Origin of the sequence: Paraburkholderia sp. 22099, from assembly GCF_052045835.1 — a bacterium.
GTDB classification, from domain to species: domain Bacteria; phylum Pseudomonadota; class Gammaproteobacteria; order Burkholderiales; family Burkholderiaceae; genus Paraburkholderia; species Paraburkholderia terricola.
On sequence record NZ_JBQEPU010000052.1, the window covers coordinates 19,304 to 37,466 of the forward strand.

Consider the following 18,163-nt stretch of genomic DNA (forward strand, 5'->3'; position numbering starts at 1 on the left):
CGTCGTCGAGACGATGAGCGGGCGTTACTCCATCTAGCTGCGCGCCGGCATCAGCGGCGGCCGCTTGTCGAACCACGGCCGCGCCGCTTCGAGTTGCGCGGCCAGCCGAAACAGCGTTGCCTCGCCGCCGTCACGCGCGGCGAATTGCACACCGACCGGCAGGCCACGCGCGTTCCAGTAAAGCGGCACCGACATCGCCGGCTGCCCGCTCAGATTGAACAGTTCGGTGCATCCCGCCCACGCGAATGCCTTGTTCGACGCTTCCATCAGCAGCTTTTTCATTAGCGGTTCGAGCGGCATCGCGGTGACGGCGCGCATCTGCATGCGTTCCGCGGAGGTGGGCTGCATCTCGCCGATCTTGATCGGCGCCGCCGCGAGCGTCGCGCACAGAATCACGTCGTAGCGGTGCAGCAGATCGGTGAGGCGTTCGGTTATGCGGCGTTGTTCCTCGAGCGCGGCGGACAAGCCGCGTTCGCCGAGTTTGCGGCCGACGTGCGCCATCGCCCACGTCGAGATTTCGAATTCCTCGCGCAGCGGCTTGCGACCGGTGATGCGGTCGGCGTTCAGCACGAGTTCTTCGGCGGTCACCGACCAAAGCGTCAGAAACGCATGGCGCACAGCCGCGAAATCAATGCCGAGCGAGACGGGCTCGATGTTGTGACCGAGCGAGCGCGCGAGTTGCGCGGCGTCCTCGAGCGCGGCGCGCGAGTCGGCGGAGAGCGAAGGCGCGAGCATGGATTCGGTGACGTAGGCGATGTTCAACGGCTTGCAGGGTTCGCGGCTCGCACCGAGGAACGTGCCTGGCGCACCGGACGGTCTGTCCGCATTGCCCGCCAGCAGATCGAGCAGCAACGCGCTGTCGCGCACGCTGCGCGATACCGCATGATCGACGCCGAGTTCGCCGGCGGCGTTCGGCGTGACGCGCGGCACGCGCCCGCGAGAGGGTTTGAGACCGAACAGTCCGCAGCATGACGCGGGAATGCGGATCGAGCCGCCGCCGTCCGACGCATGCGCGAGCGGCACGATGCCCGCCGCGACCGCCGCTGCCGCGCCGCCGCTCGAACCGCCGGGCGTATGGTCGAGATTCCACGGATTGCGGCACGCGCCGAACAGTTCGGGTTCCGTATAAGGCATCTGGCCGAGCTCGGACGTGCTGGTCTTGGCGAAGATATTGAGGCCGGCCGCTTTCGCGAGTGCGACCACCGGCGCGTCCTCGGTGGGAATGAAGTGCCGATAGTGGCGGCTGCCCATCGACATGCGCAGCCCGGCGACCGGCGCGCCCAGATCCTTGATCAGAAAGGGCACGCCTGCGAGTGCTCCTTGCGCGCGGTCGCTGTCGGCATGGTTCGCGCCGTTTGCCCGCTTCGCGTCGTCGCGCGACGCGCGTTCGCGCGCCGCGTCGTAGTCCTTCAGCACGATCGCATTGATCGCGGGATTGACGGCCTCGGTGCGCGAGATCGCGATGTCCAGCAATTCGCGCGCGCTGGCTTCGCGGGTTCGCACGAGTTCGGCGAGGCCGATGGCGTCATGGGCGAGATAGTCGGATTGCACCACGGATGAGCCCTCGCGAGTCGAGTGTTGGATCTGCCGGTTGCCTATGCGCGCGACGAACCGCTCTGCCGGAGATTCGCTGGGCGGGGTTCATCGCCATGCATCGAGGAGGACGGCGCGCCGAACGCGCGCCGTCTGTGGGGAGAGTACCTGAGTTGCGGGGGTGAACTGCGCGCGCGGATCAAAAGCGCGCGTGACGGTCACGGGCCACGGGTCACAGCCGCGAGTCTCGCGAGTTATAGCCGGCGAATTACAGCCGCTCACCGAGGAAGGTCAGCGTGCGGCCATGCGCGAGCGCGGCGGCGCGCTGGTTATACGACGCACGGTCCGAGCAGTTGAAGCCGTGATCGGCGTTCGGATAGATGTGAAACTCGGCATCGGTGCGGCCGGCGAAGCGCTCCTGAACCTGGCCGACCGCCGACACCGGAATATTCGCATCGAGTTCGGCGTAGTGGAATTGCATCGGCACCTTGATCTTCGCCGCTTGCTCGAGCTGATTCTGGATGCCGCCGCCGTAATAGGCGACCGCGCCGTCGAGCGTGCCCTGCGCCGCCGCCAGATAAGCGAGCCGTCCGCCGAAGCAGTAGCCGATTGCCGCAATCTTGCCGGTCACTTCCGGCATGGCGCGCAGCGCCGCGGCGGTCGCGCCGATATCGGCGACGGCCTGATCGACGTTGGTCTTTTGCAGCAGTTCGATGCCCTTCGCGCGATCCGCGCCGTCATACGTCAACTCGACGCGCGGCTGCACGCGCCAGAACACGTCCGGCGCGAGCGCGACGTAGCCGTCTTGCGCGTACTGATCCGCGACCGAGCGGATATGGCTGTTCACGCCGAAGATTTCCTGAATGATGATGACGGCCGGTCCCTTGCCGCCCTTGGGCAACGCGAGGTAGCCGCCGAAGCTGTCGTTGCCGGCGGGGATGTCGATCCATCGGGAAGTCGTGCTCATGCTGCTCTCCATATACCCATGCGCCGCTGCGCGAGGTCGGTCTGAATGAAGCCAAGGCTTGAATGCCTGAAGCGGGCGGTCAGTTTGCCACCAAAAGAAACGCCTTGCAGGACGCCCCCTGCGCCGCGAAGGCGCACTCGGCGAAGCGCGGCGCGTGGTGAGAACCGCGTGCGGCGAATGAGCATGCTCGATGATTCATCTTTCGGCGGGCGGCGCGAATCGTCGCGCTGGCGCGTTTGATTCGGTGTGATTCGAGCGCGGGTTTGCACGCGTCTCGCGCGTGCTCGTAAAAAGCCTGTTTTTTAGGCAAAAAACATGACCGAAGCATTAACGGTTTAACACGCTAAAAGCGTTGAGCCGCGCGGTTAGACGAAAGCCTCACATAGCGGAAACCCGCATGGGTTGGTGCTTTCCAGTCGATGCGTCCAGTCGGAATCGGTCGCTGTTGGATAAACGCTATTAGTGTTGATCCCACTTCCTCAAAAAAGCCCCACAAATTAATTTGATGGCCTACACTTGCGCGCAAGTACGGCTTGCCGCCTGCCACAAACAGTCCGGCAAACGTGCTTGCCAAGTGCATGAACGATGCAACCGGCGTGGTCGTCCACGGGATTGAGCGACACGTGTTGGTGAAGCGGGGGCACAGGCGATTACGTTGTTTTTGGGACCGAAACTGGAGACTTACATGAACATCAAGATTCAAAAGCTGTTGCCCATCAGCGCTGCGGCGATGCTGTTCGCAACGTTGGCAACAACGGCTGCAGCCGACACGGTCGTGAAGATCGGTCACGTTGCGCCGCTCACTGGCGGTATCGCTCACCTGGGGAAAGACAACGAAAACGGCGCGCGCCTGGCAGTTGAAGAAATCAACGCCAAGGGCCTGACGATCGGCGGCCAGAAGGTCACGCTGCAACTCGATCCGCAAGACGATGCAGCCGACCCGCGCACGGCTACGCAAGTCGCGCAGAAACTGGTCGACGACAAGGTCGTCGCAGTGGTCGGCCACCTGAACTCGGGTACGTCGATCCCGGCTTCGAAGATCTATAGCGATGCGGGCATCGTGCAGATCTCGCCGTCGGCAACCAACCCGGCCTACACGCAACAAGGTTTCAAGACGACGTACCGCGTCGTGGCAACCGACGCGCAACAAGGTCCGGCGCTGGCTAACTACGCCGCCAAGGGTCTGAAAGTGAAGAGCGTCGCGATCGTCGACGACTCGACCGCTTACGGCCAGGGTCTCGCAAACGAATTCGAAAAGACCGCCAAGTCGCTGGGCCTGAAAGTGATGTCGCATGACGCGACGAACGACAAGGCTGTCGACTTCCGCGCGATTCTGACGAAGATCAAGGGCGAAAACCCGGACGCGATCATGTACGGCGGCATGGACGCCACCGGCGGCCCCTTCGCCAAGCAAGCCAAGCAGCTCGGCCTGCGCGCCAAGGTGCTGGCAGGCGACGGCGTGTGTACCGACAAGCTGGCCGACCTGGCAGGCGACGCAACCGACAACATCGTTTGCTCGGAAGCCGGTATGGCGCTCGAAAAGATGGCCGGCGGCCCGGCGTTCCTCGCCAAGTATCAGAAGCGTTTCGGTCAGCCGATCCAGATCTACGCGCCGTTCACGTATGACGCGGTGTACATCGTCGTCGACGCCATGAAGCGTGCGAGCTCGACCGATCCGGCGAAGATCCTGGCAGCGATGCCGAGCACCGACTACAAGGGTGTGATCGGCGAAACCACCTTCGACGCGAAGGGCGATCTTCAGCATGGCGTGATCTCGCTGTACAACTACAAGTCGGGCAAGAAGACGCTGCTCGACGTGGTGAAGATGTAAGACTGCATGACCGAAGACAGCGTTTGTCTGTCTTCGGTCGAGCGGTAAAAAGGCACGCGCGCCGTAGGGCTCGCGTGCCTTTTCTTTTATGCGTGGTCGATATGCCGATTCAAGGCGCCGCGCTGGCGCAATCGTTTGCCCGCGCGTGAATGGATGGGCTGGGTGTCGTGCGCGGCCCGCGCTCGTGTCAGATCTTCAAACGACGCAGCACCTTCGGCCCGGCAATCGCGATCAATGCGCAACACACGGCCACCACGGACAAGCCGATCGGCAAACTGGTCGCCTGCGTCACGGCGCCGATGATCACGGGCCCAAGCAGCAGCCCGAAGTAAGCGAGTCCGGCGACGTGCGCGAGTCCTTCCGCCGCGTGAATGCCCTTGACGCTCGCCGCCGCCGCGAACAGCACGGGCATCATGTTCGCGAGGCCGAGCCCCATCAGCGTGAAGCCGACGAGCGCCGCCACCGGGTTGGGCAGCAGCAATGCGCCGACCATTCCGGCGCCGGCGAGCGTCGCGCTCGCCATCACCAGTTGTGGCGCGCCGAAGCGGGCGCGCACCGCGTCGCCGGCGAAGCGCGCCGCCGCCATGCCGCCCGAGAACGCCGCATACGCGGCACTCGCGAGCGCGGGCGTGCTCAGCACGACGTCGCGCATATAGACAGTGGCCCAGTCGTACATCGCGCCTTCCGCGATCAGCGCGACCAGGGCCATCACGCCGAGCGCCCACAAGGCCGGCGAGCGCCAGCGGTTGGCGCGCGGCGTGGCGGCGTCGGGATGCTCGGCATGCGGCACGTGCGGCAGCACCGCGGGGCAGGCGGCGATCAGAACCAGTGCGCTGACCGCCGCGGCCAGCGCGAGATGCAGCGCCGGCGCCATGCCGCGCGACAGCAACGCGCCGCCAGCCGCCGCGCCGAACATCCCGCCGACGCTGAACATGCCGTGCAGCGATGACATGATCGGCTTGCCGAGCGCCTTTTCGACGGCGCTGGCTTCGGCGTTCATCGCGACGTCGAGCGTGGCCATGCCCGCGCCGAAAATCGCCAGCACGATCAGCAGCAGCCAGTACGCCGGCACGATCAGAATCAGCGCCGCGCACGCCGCCATCACGAGGCCGCCAGCGAGACAGGCGCGGCGCGTGCCGACTCGCGCGATCCATGACGCATTGGCCGCCATGGCGCCGATCGAACCGCCCGCCACCGCCAGCAGCGCAAACGAGAGCATCGCCGCATTCAGATGGAAGCGGTCGCGCACCGTCGGCACGTGCACGCCCCACGACGCGTACATCATCCCCGCGATGAAGAACACGGCCATCGTGGCGAGGCGGGCCCGCTGCCTGGCTGTGTCGGACAGTTCGCGGTGAGCGGCAGGAAGGGCGGCGAGTTCTGAAGAGCGGTCGGACACTGAGATCCCGTGGACGGATGACACGCGGAAAGCGCGTTGCGGTGAATTTCCGATTCTAGCGAAGCGGCCGGGCTTATGCTTGCGAGGCGCTTTCAGGAGACTTGGAAGCCGGTACTTGAACGCCTACGATTATTTGAGCCATACGTGACGGGCGCATTAGGGCGTCCGCTATCCATCGAGGAACGCGTACTTGAACATTCCCGCTCATGCTCCGCTGCATCTGCTGCACACGACTGCCGTCGGCACGCTGGCTACTCACGCTCGCGAGCCGGAGGGCTTTCCTTATCCCACCGTGCTGCCGTTCGCGCCGGACCCGCGGCATCGCCCGACGATTCTCATCAGCCGGCTCGCCGAGCACACGCACAATCTGCGCGCCGACCCGCGCGCCGGTTTCCTCGTCGTCGACGCACCCGACGGCGACGTGCTAAGCGGTCAGCGCGTGACCTTGCTGGGCACCTTCGAAGCGATCGACCCGGCTCCCGAGGTCGTGCAGCGCTATCTGCGCTATCACCCGGATGCGCAACGCTATCTCGCGCTCGGCGATTTCACGTTCTGGACCCTGCAAATCGAGCGTTTGCGCTATATCGGCGGCTTCGGTGCGATGGGATGGCTCGACGGCGCGGAGCTCGATCCGCTGCCGCCGCTCGGTTTCGACGAGGAAAGCGCGCTGCTCGCGCACTTCAGCGACTATCGTGAGGGCGTCGACGGTGTGGAACTGCTCGGCCTCGACCGATATGGCGCCGATCTGAAACTGAACGGAGCACGCAGCCGCTTTGCCTTCGAGGACGCCAAACTCGATCGTGAAGCGTTGCATGCGGCAGTGGAAGATTGCATGCGGCGACACGCCAATTAGGTGATTCATTGCCATGCCGGGAAAACATGCATGCGGCAATAACACCGCGCAACAAGTCTGACAATATGTTACGGGATTGCAGCTAAGCTGTCATGAAATGAAATGTTGATGCTCGATCGACATCTTAAGTTTCATTTTTTGATAATTAATCCAATAATTACTGATGCCGGTTGGAATGCTTCTGTAAAAATCTCAATCCATCTATTCGGAACATGTGCGCAACCCCACGTTGATCCGAAATTTTTCGAAACGAAACTGAATTAATTTTCTCTGCCCGCTTTTGTTGTCTTTCTATTTTGTGTTAATCTCGCCGTCAAATTCCGAGGCATGATCACTTACAAGGGCAAGCCGGCTTAAGACTGGCAGTCATTTATCCGAACCACAAAGGGAATCTATGTCTTCCTACAAGGAACTACTCGCACAGCGCGAGAAGCTTGAAAAGCAGATCGAAGAAGCGAAGTCGCGCGAATACGCGGAAGTGTTGAATGAGATCAAGCAGAAAATGGCCGATTACGGCATTACGCTGGCGGAACTCGGTGGCGGCCGTGCTGCCAAGGGCGCCAAAGCCGGGCGTCCGCGTGCAGGTGTGGCACCGAAATATCGCGACCCGGATAGCGGTAGCACATGGTCGGGCCGTGGCAAGCCGCCGCGCTGGATCGCCGGTCTGGACCGCGATAAATTTCTAATTCAGAAATAATCCCATCGCATCAATAGTCGTACAAATAGGTTCAATCAGCCGCGCACATGATGCGTTGCTGTCCGACAAAAACCGCGTACCAGTCAGGGCGCGGTTTTTTTATTGCGTCGGCGTGCTGCCGCGGTCTCTTGCATACGCTCGAAATGGTTCGAACACGAATGCTTTTCGTTTAGATAAGCAACTGATTTGAAAGGATATTTCTGGCATTTTCCGCTCGTTTTCGAGATGCAGCGGGTAGAATACAGGGATTGAACTTTTCATCTGCTTCTCCGATGCCTTCCGTCGCCGCAGTTCAGTCCGCAGAGAAACAGCACGTTGCGCGCAAAAGCACCCTTGTGAGTATTGCGCTCAACGCGGTGTTGATGACGCTGCAAATCTTCATTGGCGTGTTTGCTCACTCCCAGGCACTCGTCGCGGACGGCATCCATTCGCTCGCCGATCTGATTTCCGATTTTGTCGTCCTGATCGCCAATCGGCACAGCGGCGCAAAGCCCGACGCGGATCACAATTACGGACACAGCCGCTATGAAACGGTGGCTTCGTTATTTCTGGGCGGATTGCTGATTGCGGTGGGCGTCGGCATGTTGTGGCGTGCCGGCACGCGTCTCGCCGATCTGGAAAGCATCCCGGCCGTGCATATGAGCGCGCTCGTCGTCGCCGTGCTGGTGCTGATTTCAAAAGAGAGCCTGTTTCGCTACATGCTGCGCGAAGCGCAGCGCGTGCGCTCGGCCATGTTGATCGCGAACGCCTGGCATGCGCGTTCCGATGCGGCGTCGTCGTTGGTGGTGGCGATCGGCATTGTCGGCAGTCTCGCCGGGGTGCGCCTGCTCGACCCGATCGCCGCGGCGATCGTCGGCTTCATGGTGGCGCGCATGGGCTGGATGTTCGGTTGGGACGCGCTGCAAGATCTCTCGGACCGCGCGCTCGATCAGTCGGCTACCGCCGACATGCGCGCGCTGCTGCTCTCCACGCCGGGCGTGCGCGACGTGCATGAAATGCGCACGCGCAAGATGGGCGACTTCGCGCTTGTCGACGCGCATATTCTGGTCGATCCGCTGATTTCGGTCTCGGAGGGCCATTACATCGCCGAGTCGGCGCGCTTGCGGGTGCTGACCGACAATCGCGTGCTCGACGCTCTGATTCACGTCGATCCGGAGAACGATGCGCTCGCGCGTCCGCCAGTCGATCTGCCTACCAGGGAGCGGGTGGTTGCCGAGGTGGACGCCGCCTTGGCCGCGGCCGGCGTGAAAGCCGCAGCGGTCAACATCCACTACCTGAGCACGGGACTCGACGTCGAAGTGGTGTTGCCCGCGCTGGTTTCCGGTGCCGACGCGGACGTCGGGCGACGGTTAGCGCGCGTCGATCTAGGTGCGCTCAAGCGTCGCCTGGGCGCCCGCAAACTCGACGTACTGCAGGAATTGAACGCGCCCTCGGCCGGCGGATCCGATTCGGCGGCAGTGACGGGGAGCGGTGGGTCGATCGCGCGCGCGAAGGGCGCGGAGCGGCACAGCACCACCTGATCGCGGCGCGGGCACGAACGGCGTCACTGGACGAACCCAAGCGCCAAGGCTCGAGCGCGGCGGCGGAATCCACTCGTCCTTACAGCGGCAATTGCGTGTCGAATTTGATTTCGCGCAGCACGACGCTCGTGCGCACCTGCGCGACGGCGGGAATCTTGAAGATGCGTTCGTGCAGAAAGCTGTCGTACGCCTTGATGTCGGGCGCGACGATCTTGAGGATGTAGTCCGATTCTCCGGTCGTGCTGTAGCACTCGGTGACTTCCGGACAGGTGGCGATTTCCCGCTCGAACTGCTCCACGCCGCCTTCGGTATGGCGCGTGAGATGAATGTGCGCGAGCGCGCAAACATGCAGCCCCAGCTTTTCGCGATCGAGCAGCGCCGTGTAGCGCTGGATCACCCCCGATTGCTCCATGTCCTTGATACGCCGCCAACATGGGGTGCTCGACAGGCCGACCTGGTCGGAAATCTCTTGCACCGAACGGCGCGCGTCGAGCTGTAGCAGACGCAGGATTTTTTGAGAGAACGTATCGAGTGTCAACTGCGCCTCCGTTTGCGTCGCCGTATCATGCATGGTAGAGGGCGCGAAAACGAAACGCAATCTAAAACGGCTCCAACGAGGGAGATTCCCTAATTTGCTGGTTCCTCAGCGGCGTTTTGTCCTGAGCCGTCCCCATCTTTAGCTGTTGCGAGTACCGCGGCCTGGGTTGCCGCCTGGGTCGCGCGCAAGTCCTTCAGCATGTTGCAGAAGAGCGCGCCCTGTTCGATCGCATCGTCCAGCGCCACATGCGTATGCGGATGCTCGTCGAACCAGTGTTTCGGAAAGCGCGGCTTGATGTTCTTGCGGTACGGCAGGCCGGTCATCGCGAACGCAAGCGTCTTGATGTCTAGCGCCGACCACGAAAACGGGCAGCGGCCGACGAACCGCATCATGTACCAGAACATATAGGTGAAGTCGAAGCCCGCCGGCATCGCCACGAATACCGGCTTGCCCGGCAAGGCCTCGACCCAGTCGACGTAAGCCGTCAACGCGGCCGCGGGATGCTGCAAGTCCTTGCGGCAGGCTTCCCACGCCTCGGGCTGCGTCTTCCACCATGCTTCCTGCACCGGATGCGGCTTGGCGCCCTCGAGCAATTCGAGATTCGCCGAGAAAGTGGCGATCAACTGCTTGTCTTCCGTGTAGGCGGCGGAGGCGAAACTGAGCATCGAATGCGGGCCGGGAATCGGACCGTCCGCTTCGACGTCGGTGCTCACATAGATTTCGCTCATGCCTCGACTCCGTCGGCGACATACGGATTGGTGCGGCGCTCGTCACCGAACGTCGAGGTGGGCCCGTGGCCGGGCACGAACGTCACGTCGTCGCCGAGCGGCCAGAGTTTTTCGCGGATCGAACGCACCAGGTCCGCGTGATTGCCGCGCGGAAAATCCGTGCGGCCGATCGAACCGGCGAATAGCACGTCGCCCACCAGCGCCAGCCGATGCGCGCGGCTAAAGAACACCACGTGACCCGGCGTGTGTCCGGGGCAGTGATAAACCTCGAGCGTTTCGTCGCCGAACTGCACGGTGTCGCCGTTGTGCAGCCAGCGGTCCGGTTCGAACGCGTCGGCGGCGGGGAAACCGAAGCGGGTGCTTTGATCCGGCAGCTTGTCGAGCCAGAACCGCTCGTCGGGATGCGGGCCTTCGATCGGCACGCCGTAATGCATGGCGAGCGTCTTTGCGCCGGCGCAGTGATCGATATGGCCGTGCGTGAGGAAGACTTTTTCGACCGTCACATTCCGGCGCGCGATCTCGCCCTGGATGACGTCGAGGTCGCCGCCCGGATCGACGACGGCCGCGCGTCCGGTCGCCTCGCACACGAGCAGCGAACTGTTCTGCTGGAACGGCGTGACAGGGATCAAGGTGACTTTCATGAGTGACGGCGCCGCAGGTAAAACGTTGATTGTACCGGCCTCTCGCCGACTCTCGCGGAGGCCGACGAGGTCCGTGGTCGGCGACTTTTGTCTGCTCATTTTTGCAGCACGCGTGAAAATTCATCAAGGTTTTCAGTCGCTTGCCGTCTCAAAAATTTCTTTTAGGTATAATGCCGCTATGCACGGGTCATTGTGCATGCCACACGGCGATGCGTCCCCATCACAAAAGGGCGCGGGATCGCCAGTCAAGTATGGGCCGCCGCAGTTGTCGGCGGCCGTCAGGTATCGATGCATTCGATGCACACGTCTTGCCCAGCCAGGCGCCGCGCGCCTGCTACGGACTTAACGTCCGTGACGCTGGGTGGGGCCTACGCCGCCGTTCCTGTGCGCTGAGTTTCGCGCGCAAGAACGTGTTTGCCACGTTCGATGGCGGCATGTGGGGTCTGGTCAGGCTGCCGGGGACAGGTTGCGCCAGACGTGAAAATTAACCGTGCGGTAGCGGCTGGTTAGCCGCATCCGGGCTTTGACGTACTGCGCTCATCTGCGCGGCGCGTTGTCGTCCCTTATCGCCGGAGTCGCAGGCAACACGCTCAACTTTCGCGTGATGCGGCTCGACAATGTGATTACACGTCTTATGAAAACTCGGTTATCCCGTGGTCTGGGGACTCTTTTTGCTTTTTTTGTGCTGGCCGGCTGTGCGACCCCTCCGGACGCCCGCAACACCTCGGCAAGCGGTGCGCCGCTGAGCACGAAAAACGCGCAAGCGGCCTCCTTCGGGCCGCAAGCCTTCGGTAGCGCGCCGGCATCCGGCGCTGCGGCCCAAGGTCCGTCGCTGGCCGACGCGAAGCCCCTCACCGAGGACGGCCCCGCCGCCGCGGATTTCCGCCAGACCGGTCGCGCGTCGTGGTACGGCCGCGCCTTCCATGGCCGCCGCACCGCCAACGGCGAGCGTTACGACATGCATGCGCTCACCGCCGCACATCGCACGTTGCCGCTCGGTTCTTTTGTGCGGGTGACCAATCCGGCAACTTCGCGCTCGGTCGTCGTGCGTATCAACGACCGCGGCCCGTACGCGCGCGGCCGGGTGATCGACCTGTCGATGGCCGCCGCGAACGCGCTCGACATGCGCCACGCCGGTACGGCGCGGGTCAAGATCGAGGGTTTGACGCAGCAGGAAGCACGCGCCGCGCGTAACGAAATGCTGGCGTCGAACGCGTCGGGACCGAGCGCGGAGAAATAAAGTGATGACGGCGGGCGTGTTTCGCGCGCGCTCGTGGTTGCTGCGCGGCACGATGGGCAGATCATGCTCACGCGCTGCCGCAGGAACGAAAAGGGCCGCACAGTCGAATAACTGTGCGGCCCTTTTCGTTTGCCCCTGTTGCCCTCTGTTTATTCTTCGTCTTTCTTCAGCGCCAATGCGCGCATGTACAGCGCATTGCGCGACGCTCCGGTGATAGCCGCCGCGACTTTCGCCGCGCTGCTCACCGTCAGTTCTTCCAGCAAGATGCCCAGCAGCGCGTCGTGATCGTGTTCGCCGGCGGCCTCGGGCTGCGCACCTTCCACCACCAGCACAAATTCACCGCGCTGCCGGTTCGGATCGGCCGCGAGCCACGTTGGCCCTTCGGCCAGGGTGCCGCAATGCAGCGCTTCATGTAACTTCGTCAATTCCCGTGCGATGAGCAGCTTGCGCTCGCCGTCAAAAGCGTCGGCCAAGGCTTGCACCGTTTCGACGATCCGGTGCGGCGCTTCGTAGAACACCATTGCGTGCGGATGCTTCGCGAGCGCTTGCAGCGTCGCGGCGCGCGCCTTTGCCTTCGGTGGCAGAAAGCCGAGGAACGAGAACGTCGCCACCCAGTCGCCGGCCGCGCTCAATGCGGTCGCGAGCGCGCTCGCGCCTGGCAATGGAATGATCGGATAGCCGGCTTCGCGTACTGCGTCCACGAGTTTCGCGCCGGGGTCGGAGATGCCCGGCGTGCCCGCATCCGACACGTAGGCGACGCGCTCGCCGGCTTGCAGATGCTCGATCAGACGCTGCGCCGCCGCGCGCTCGTTGTGCTGATGGACCGCGACGAGCGGCTTGGAAATGCCGTAGCGCGCGAGCAGTTGACCTGTGTTGCGGGTGTCTTCGGCGGCGATGCGGTCCACCAGTCCGAGCACATGCAGCGCGCGCAGCGTGACGTCGGCGATGTTGCCGATCGGCGTCGCCACCACATACAGCGCGGCGGTGGGGTACTGCTGCCCTTGCGCGAGTTCGGAGAGAGGAGTCATGAGGCAGAAGACGCAAACAGACGGAAGAAGGCCGCCATTGTGCCACGCAGGGCCGGGCGATCCGGGCGGCGGCCCGCCGGCGCGGCGCGCATCCGCCGACCGGCACAACTTTTCGAGACCAACTGGGTCGAAACTCGTCGGCTCCGCTTTCGAGGCGCGCGCGCAGGAATTCTTGCAGCGGCAGCGCTTGCGGTTCGTCGCGCGTAATGTGTCGTGCCGTGGCGGCGAAATCGATCTGGTGATGCGCGATCGCGACGGCGCGCTGGTGTTCGTCGAAGTCCGCGCGCGGGCGCAACGGCACTATGGCGGCGCGGCGGCGAGTATCGGCTGGCAGAAGAAGCAGCGGATCGTGCGCGCCGCGCGGCATTATCTGGCGAGTCGCAGCCAGCGTTCACAAAATGAGCCTGCATGCCGTTTCGATGTGATTGCGTTCGAAGCGGGTCGGCTTGTCTGGCTGCGCGATGCGTTTCGCGCAGACGAAGTCTGACGCCATGCGCTGAGAAGGCGCGTGAGTGCGATAAACTTGCGCTCGCGTGCGGGCCACGGGGCGATGCCGATGATGCAGCCAGCAGCGTGTCTCGCGATGTTCGTCACGCGACCGATGAGTGCGCTGCATGACCGGCATGGCTCGTCAACGTCACGCGACTTCGCAATACGACTTCACAACACGGCCGCGCACTGCGGTCCATTCGCGGTAGAAAGATAGAGACTCGATGTCAGTCGAACGCATTCAACAACACTTCCGCGATAGCGCGGCAGTCAAACTCGAAGCCTTGGAAATCCTGTCGATGCCGATCGCCGCCGCGATCGACACGATGTTCGCCGCGCTCGCCAACGGCAACCGCATTCTGGCGTGCGGCAACGGCGGCTCGGCGGCGGACGCGCAGCATTTCGCCGCCGAACTGATCGGCCGTTTCGAGCGCGAGCGTCCGGGCCTGCCCGCGATCGCGCTTTCCACCGACACGTCGGTGCTTACCGCGATCGCCAACGATTATTCGTTCGAGCAGATTTTCTCGAAGCAGGTCTGGGCGCTCGGCCAGCCGGGCGACGTGTTGCTGGCGATCACCACCTCGGGCAATTCCGCCAATGTGCTCGCCGCGATCGAGGCCGCGCACGAGCGCGAAATGATCGTGGTCGCGCTGACCGGCAAGGGCGGCGGGCGCATGCAGGAAGTATTGAGCGATACCGATATCCACGTGTGCGTGCCGTCCGATCGCACCGCGCGTGTCCAGGAAGTGCATTTACTGACCATCCATTGTCTGTGCGACGGCATCGATGCCATGTTGCTGGGCGAAGACTGACTGATTCAAGGAGAGCTGGTTGATGAGCGTATTCCGCGTCAAGAAGACACTGGTGAGAACCGTGCTCGTGGTTGGGTTCGCGGCGGGGTTGTCCGCGACGTTGCAGGGTTGCTTCCTTGCGGTTGCCGGCGCGGCGGGCGGCGGCGCGCTGGTGGCGACCGACCGGCGCACGCTCGGCGCGCAGACCGAAGACCGTGAATTGCAGGTGAAGGCGCTGTCGCAGATCAGCCAGAATCTGCCGGACGCGGCGCACGTCAACGTGGCGGTGTTCAATCGCCGCGTGCTGCTGACCGGCGAGGTGCCGGGCGAAGTGTCGAAGCAGCGCGCCGAGACCATCGTGCGGGGCTTGAACAACGTGAATACGATCGTCAACGAACTGGCGATCATGCCGGCGACCTCGTTCTCGTCGCGCACGAACGACACGTATCTGGAGACGCGTGTGAAGACCGCGCTGATCGCGGAGAAGAATATTTCGGCGAACAACTTCAAAGTCGTGGCCGAGCGTGGCTCGGTCTATCTGATGGGGCTCGTCACGATGGACGAAGGCAATCGCGGCGCCGACGTCGCGAGCCGCGTGCCGGGTGTGACGCAGGTCGTGAAGGTGTTCCAGTACATCCAGCCGCAGGAAGCCACGGCCGCGGCCGCTGCTGCGGGAACCGCGCCGGTGGCCGCGTCGCAACCGGACGCCAGCGCTCCGACGATCGGGGCGATTCCGGATTCGTCGGTGAGTTCGCGCCCGCTCGAACAACAGGCGCCCGCGCCGGTTACCAATTCGAACTCGGTGCATCCGGGTAATCCGAAGGCGACGACGCCGTGAAACGGGGCGTGGCTGTCTTTGCTGCCACATTGACGCTTGGCGTGGCGGCGAGTGCTTTCGTATCCACGGCGCACGCTGACGATGCGCCGCGTGGTCGAATGGTCGCGAACGCGAATGCCTGCATGGGATGTCACGCGGTGGACCGCAAACTGGTCGGGCCGTCGTTCCAGCAGATCGGCGCGAAGTACAAGGGCGACGTGCAAGCGCCGGCGAAATTGTCGCGCAAGGTGAAGGAGGGCGGCTCCGGCGTGTGGGGCATGATTCCGATGCCGGCGCATCAATCGATGAGCGATGCGGACATTCGCACGGTGGTGGATTGGGTGCTTGCCGGCGCGCCATCGAAGTGACTTTTGGCGTGCCGCGGCGCTTGGCAAAACGGAAAATGCTTGTGCTAGAATTGTTCGCACGTTGGGGGGGTAGCTCAGCTGGGAGAGCGTCGCGTTCGCAATGCGAAGGTCGGGAGTTCGATCCTCCTCCTCTCCACCAAGAATACTTCCGAGGTTGTCCGAGGAAATTTGAAACCCGCTTAGCCGTAAGGCTTCGCGGGTTTTTTATTTCCAGCGATGTCCAGCGAAAGCTGTTGACAGCGGGTGGTTCGAGGGGGCATTTTCGGGGGCACCATGAGAGCTGTAAAAGCTGATGCCCCCTACGAGGTTGAAAGATGCCGCTAACTGATGTTGAAATCCGTAACGCACAGCCGAAAGAGAAGCCGTACCGTCTGACTGACGGGTTGGGTATGTATTTGGAGGTTTCGCCCGCAGGGGGCAAGTACTGGCGATTGAAGTACCGATTCGCCGGGAAAGAGAAGCGGCTGGCGCTCGGCGTTTACCCAGATGTTGGTGCAAAGGACGCTCGCCGTCGCCGTGACGACGCTCGGCGGTTGATTGATCAAGGTATTGATCCGGGAATCGAGCGCAAGATTCAGAAGGCGACTCTCGTGGAACGCGCTGAGAACAGCTTCGAGGTTGTCGCACGGGAGTGGTTCGCCAAGTATTCACCTGGATGGGCTGAGAGTCACGCCAGCAAGATCATCGCGCGCTTGGAAAAAGACGTTTTCCCGTGGCTGGGTGGCCGGGCCATCGCAGAGATCAAGGCACCAGAAGTCTTGTCCGTTTTGCGCCGCGTGGAAGGGAGAGGGGCAGTCGATACAGCTCACCGAGTGCAGCAAAACTGCGGGCAGATTTTCCGCTATGCAGTGGCGACAGGACGAACGGAGCGGGATGTCACTGCAGATTTGCGCGGAGCTTTGCCAGCTGCGAGGCATACCCACTTCGCTTCCGTCACAGACCCTACGGAAGTTGCTGCCCTGTTGCGTGCTTTGGACGGTTTTCAAGGGACGTTCGTCGTGCAATGCGCGTTACGTCTGGCACCTCTGTTTTTTGTACGGCCGGGCGAGCTTCGCACCGCGGTATGGTCTCAAATCGATCTCGACAAGGCCGAGTGGCGTTACACCGTCTCGAAGACCAAAACGCAGCACCTTGTGCCGCTGGCAACTCAAGCCGTTGCTGTCTTGCGCGATCTGCATGCGCTGACCGGTCATCGCAAATACGTTTTTCCGGGGCGCGATGTCAAAAAACCGATGAGTGAGGCAGCGATCAACGCGGCATTACGTCGGCTCGGCTTCGACACGAAAACCGAGATTACCGGGCATGGTTTCCGCGCAATGGCACGCACCATCTTGCATGAGCAATTGCGCTTTCCCAGTGAGGTGATCGAGCATCAATTGGCGCACAAGGTTCCTGATGCACTCGGGACTGCTTACAATCGTACGAGATTTATCGATACTCGCGTCGCGATGATGCAGACGTGGGCGGACTATCTTGACAAGCTAAAGGGCGGAGCTGATGTCGTGCAGCTTGGCGGCGAAGCGGCCTGAGAAGGCGCTTGAGCAAGGTGGTGTGAAGTTGCCTGGTCCTGTGCCGACCGCTATGACTTACGGACGGCCGACCATTTTGACTAAGAGACGTGCGATACCGGGGCGAATATGGACGAGATGGGCGGGCAGCACGACTTGCCAGATGATTCAGACATCGAACGGTGGTGGGATGCTGTTAGGGAGATCGAGAACCGACGTCGGCAGGTGCTGTACCAAGAATTTGATTCCGACGATGTCGGCTTTCAGGCGTATCTGGATCGCGTGGCCCAGTTTAACGCGCTTCCTCGCTTCCCCGTACAGCAGTTAGTGGAGGACGGCCTTGATGAGGAGGAGGAAGGCCTCGATAACAAGGATAAGGCGTTTGCGGAACTGATCGAGACTTACCCTCTCGCCCCCGAATTTTTCAAGGATCGCGACGGCGTGTATCGCCGAAGTATGGTGTGTTTTTGCAGTGAATTATTGAAGGCAAAGGCTGCACTCAAGACTGGCATGACGGAAAAAGTATGGTGGCATTTGTCGCGGGTCTGCTTCTATGACGGGCAAGCACAGGGGTATTACTTGGGGGCAAAGCCAGCGGACGACAAGAGGCGGAGCGGGAAAAAGGGCGGAATCGTCAAGGAGGCAAACAAGCACAAGGCCGCTCGGGACGCTTGCATTAAGCATCTAAAGGATGATTGCCCTCCGGGTGGTTGGATGTCTCCGGACTCGGCCGTTCGTGTCGTGGCCCCAAAGGTCGAAGACATGATTAGGAAGCGACGCGAAGAAGTCGATGTCCGCGCGCTGCTTTACGCCTGGTTGAACGGTGATGAGGAAGTCCAGCAAGCAGGCGGTTTCAGAATGCGGTGTTCAGCGAAATGATTGCTGCATGGTCGGGCTGCACATGACATGAGGCCGGGCCGAGCAGCCTCACAAGATCTCGAGCGTCGGCACGCGTCGGCACAACGCCGCATCGCCATCGAGCGCGCCACGCTGCGTCTCGCCTGCGGGTCCGCACGGGACCTCAGGCTCCTCGTCGGGCGTTCCGTGAACGCCTGAGCTCCCCCCGCATTTTTACCACCGGTGCTGTTCGGGCCAATGTAAGCGACTCGGCCCGACCGTTTCCCGATGCTGATTTTTCCAAAGCATGATGGGCGCGTTTAGATTGACGGAGCCAGTCAGCCATGTCGAACGCAGGGGCGCGAGCCCATCCCCATC

Annotated in this window: 18 protein-coding genes and 1 tRNA gene; 12 read left to right on the top strand and 7 right to left on the bottom strand. The window is 62.6% G+C overall.

The genetic code is table 11. From position 1 onward, the window contains the following. Nucleotides 1-33 precede the first annotated feature (33 nt). Both ACTJLC_RS30525 and ACTJLC_RS30530 read right to left on the bottom strand, forming a co-directional pair. Nucleotides 34-1,551: an amidase gene (locus tag ACTJLC_RS30525; protein WP_440846180.1), complete on the bottom strand. Its 1,518-nt coding sequence runs from the start codon at nucleotides 1,549-1,551 to the stop codon at nucleotides 34-36. Between the two features lie 250 nt (nucleotides 1,552-1,801). After that, the gene (locus ACTJLC_RS30530; protein WP_073432395.1) at nucleotides 1,802-2,500 is read right to left on the bottom strand and encodes a dienelactone hydrolase family protein; all 699 of its coding nucleotides are present in this window, start codon (nucleotides 2,498-2,500) and stop codon (nucleotides 1,802-1,804) included. A 685-nt stretch (nucleotides 2,501-3,185) separates the two neighbouring features. On the opposite strand from ACTJLC_RS30530, the gene ACTJLC_RS30535 reads away from it, so the two are divergent. Further along, a complete protein-coding gene (locus ACTJLC_RS30535; RefSeq protein ID WP_073432394.1) occupies nucleotides 3,186-4,331 on the top strand; it encodes a branched-chain amino acid ABC transporter substrate-binding protein in 1,146 nt (381 codons plus the stop codon). A 187-nt stretch (nucleotides 4,332-4,518) separates the two neighbouring features. Here ACTJLC_RS30535 and ACTJLC_RS30540 read toward each other — a convergent pair whose 3' ends face one another. Continuing rightward, nucleotides 4,519-5,730 (bottom strand): MFS transporter, encoded by a 1,212-nt coding sequence (locus ACTJLC_RS30540; protein ID WP_083084924.1) that lies wholly within the window; start codon nucleotides 5,728-5,730, stop codon nucleotides 4,519-4,521. 190 nt (nucleotides 5,731-5,920) lie between these two features. Between ACTJLC_RS30540 and ACTJLC_RS30545 the strand changes: the two genes are divergently transcribed. From ACTJLC_RS30545 to ACTJLC_RS30555, 3 genes are all read left to right on the top strand, one after another. Beyond that, nucleotides 5,921-6,583, top strand: a complete 663-nt coding sequence (locus tag ACTJLC_RS30545) for a HugZ family protein (RefSeq protein WP_440846163.1) — start codon at nucleotides 5,921-5,923, stop codon at nucleotides 6,581-6,583. A gap of 394 nt (nucleotides 6,584-6,977) precedes the next feature. Beyond that, nucleotides 6,978-7,280 (top strand): H-NS histone family protein, encoded by a 303-nt coding sequence (locus ACTJLC_RS30550; protein ID WP_073432391.1) that lies wholly within the window; start codon nucleotides 6,978-6,980, stop codon nucleotides 7,278-7,280. A 272-nt stretch (nucleotides 7,281-7,552) separates the two neighbouring features. Then, nucleotides 7,553-8,800, top strand: a complete 1,248-nt coding sequence (locus tag ACTJLC_RS30555) for a cation diffusion facilitator family transporter (RefSeq protein ID WP_073432390.1) — start codon at nucleotides 7,553-7,555, stop codon at nucleotides 8,798-8,800. Nucleotides 8,801-8,879: 79 nt separating this feature from the next. Here ACTJLC_RS30555 and ACTJLC_RS30560 read toward each other — a convergent pair whose 3' ends face one another. The 3 genes from ACTJLC_RS30560 to ACTJLC_RS30570 all read right to left on the bottom strand — a co-directional run bounded on the left by ACTJLC_RS30560 (nucleotide 8,880) and on the right by ACTJLC_RS30570 (nucleotide 10,707). Further along, a complete protein-coding gene (locus ACTJLC_RS30560; RefSeq protein ID WP_012431468.1) occupies nucleotides 8,880-9,338 on the bottom strand; it encodes an Lrp/AsnC family transcriptional regulator in 459 nt (152 codons plus the stop codon). Nucleotides 9,339-9,427: 89 nt separating this feature from the next. Continuing rightward, on the bottom strand, nucleotides 9,428-10,066 hold the full coding sequence (locus ACTJLC_RS30565) for an exonuclease (protein WP_073432389.1): 639 nt from the start codon (nucleotides 10,064-10,066) through the stop codon (nucleotides 9,428-9,430). Then, nucleotides 10,063-10,707: an MBL fold metallo-hydrolase gene (locus ACTJLC_RS30570; RefSeq protein ID WP_310319165.1), complete on the bottom strand. Its 645-nt coding sequence runs from the start codon at nucleotides 10,705-10,707 to the stop codon at nucleotides 10,063-10,065. The genes ACTJLC_RS30565 and ACTJLC_RS30570 overlap by 4 nt, the downstream gene beginning before the upstream one ends. 634 nt (nucleotides 10,708-11,341) lie before the next feature. On the opposite strand from ACTJLC_RS30570, the gene ACTJLC_RS30575 reads away from it, so the two are divergent. Next, entirely contained in the window at nucleotides 11,342-11,947 is a 606-nt protein-coding gene (locus ACTJLC_RS30575; RefSeq protein WP_374710913.1) for a septal ring lytic transglycosylase RlpA family protein, read from the top strand. Between the two features lie 149 nt (nucleotides 11,948-12,096). Here ACTJLC_RS30575 and rsmI read toward each other — a convergent pair whose 3' ends face one another. Continuing rightward, nucleotides 12,097-12,975, bottom strand: a complete 879-nt coding sequence (rsmI, locus tag ACTJLC_RS30580; protein ID WP_440846167.1) for a 16S rRNA (cytidine(1402)-2'-O)-methyltransferase — start codon at nucleotides 12,973-12,975, stop codon at nucleotides 12,097-12,099. Nucleotides 12,976-13,012: 37 nt separating this feature from the next. Here rsmI and ACTJLC_RS30585 point away from each other — a divergent pair, with 37 nt between their 5' ends. The 7 genes from ACTJLC_RS30585 to ACTJLC_RS30615 all read left to right on the top strand — a co-directional run bounded on the left by ACTJLC_RS30585 (nucleotide 13,013) and on the right by ACTJLC_RS30615 (nucleotide 17,827). Beyond that, nucleotides 13,013-13,462, top strand: a complete 450-nt coding sequence (locus ACTJLC_RS30585) for a YraN family protein (RefSeq protein WP_440846169.1) — start codon at nucleotides 13,013-13,015, stop codon at nucleotides 13,460-13,462. A 226-nt stretch (nucleotides 13,463-13,688) separates the two neighbouring features. After that, nucleotides 13,689-14,276: a phosphoheptose isomerase gene (locus ACTJLC_RS30590; RefSeq protein ID WP_440846171.1), complete on the top strand. Its 588-nt coding sequence runs from the start codon at nucleotides 13,689-13,691 to the stop codon at nucleotides 14,274-14,276. A 22-nt stretch (nucleotides 14,277-14,298) separates the two neighbouring features. Next, on the top strand, nucleotides 14,299-15,093 hold the full coding sequence (locus ACTJLC_RS30595; protein WP_073432383.1) for a BON domain-containing protein: 795 nt from the start codon (nucleotides 14,299-14,301) through the stop codon (nucleotides 15,091-15,093). Continuing rightward, entirely contained in the window at nucleotides 15,090-15,440 is a 351-nt protein-coding gene (locus tag ACTJLC_RS30600; protein WP_440846174.1) for a c-type cytochrome, read from the top strand. The genes ACTJLC_RS30595 and ACTJLC_RS30600 overlap by 4 nt, the downstream gene beginning before the upstream one ends. Before the next feature lie 63 nt (nucleotides 15,441-15,503). Continuing rightward, nucleotides 15,504-15,579, top strand: a tRNA-Ala gene (locus tag ACTJLC_RS30605). A gap of 175 nt (nucleotides 15,580-15,754) precedes the next feature. Then, nucleotides 15,755-16,969 (top strand): tyrosine-type recombinase/integrase, encoded by a 1,215-nt coding sequence (locus ACTJLC_RS30610; protein ID WP_440846176.1) that lies wholly within the window; start codon nucleotides 15,755-15,757, stop codon nucleotides 16,967-16,969. A 108-nt stretch (nucleotides 16,970-17,077) separates the two neighbouring features. Next, nucleotides 17,078-17,827, top strand: a complete 750-nt coding sequence (locus ACTJLC_RS30615; RefSeq protein ID WP_440846178.1) for a hypothetical protein — start codon at nucleotides 17,078-17,080, stop codon at nucleotides 17,825-17,827. Nucleotides 17,828-18,163 lie beyond the last annotated feature (336 nt).

What these genes read in the sequence shown, in the direction of transcription:
- ACTJLC_RS30615 (WP_440846178.1), top strand. Translation starts at nt 17,078, where the DNA reads ATGGACGAGATGGGCGGGCAGCACGACTTGCCAGATGATTCAGACATC.
- ACTJLC_RS30555 (WP_073432390.1), top strand. Translation starts at nt 7,553, where the DNA reads ATGCCTTCCGTCGCCGCAGTTCAGTCCGCAGAGAAACAGCACGTTGCG.
- ACTJLC_RS30595 (WP_073432383.1), top strand. Translation starts at nt 14,299, where the DNA reads ATGAGCGTATTCCGCGTCAAGAAGACACTGGTGAGAACCGTGCTCGTG.
- ACTJLC_RS30535 (WP_073432394.1), top strand. Translation starts at nt 3,186, where the DNA reads ATGAACATCAAGATTCAAAAGCTGTTGCCCATCAGCGCTGCGGCGATG.
- ACTJLC_RS30550 (WP_073432391.1), top strand. Translation starts at nt 6,978, where the DNA reads ATGTCTTCCTACAAGGAACTACTCGCACAGCGCGAGAAGCTTGAAAAG.
- rsmI (WP_440846167.1), bottom strand. Translation starts at nt 12,975, where the DNA reads ATGACTCCTCTCTCCGAACTCGCGCAAGGGCAGCAGTACCCCACCGCC.
- ACTJLC_RS30610 (WP_440846176.1), top strand. Translation starts at nt 15,755, where the DNA reads ATGCCGCTAACTGATGTTGAAATCCGTAACGCACAGCCGAAAGAGAAG.
- ACTJLC_RS30530 (WP_073432395.1), bottom strand. Translation starts at nt 2,500, where the DNA reads ATGAGCACGACTTCCCGATGGATCGACATCCCCGCCGGCAACGACAGC.
- ACTJLC_RS30590 (WP_440846171.1), top strand. Translation starts at nt 13,689, where the DNA reads ATGTCAGTCGAACGCATTCAACAACACTTCCGCGATAGCGCGGCAGTC.
- ACTJLC_RS30575 (WP_374710913.1), top strand. Translation starts at nt 11,342, where the DNA reads ATGAAAACTCGGTTATCCCGTGGTCTGGGGACTCTTTTTGCTTTTTTT.
- ACTJLC_RS30570 (WP_310319165.1), bottom strand. Translation starts at nt 10,707, where the DNA reads ATGAAAGTCACCTTGATCCCTGTCACGCCGTTCCAGCAGAACAGTTCG.
- ACTJLC_RS30565 (WP_073432389.1), bottom strand. Translation starts at nt 10,066, where the DNA reads ATGAGCGAAATCTATGTGAGCACCGACGTCGAAGCGGACGGTCCGATT.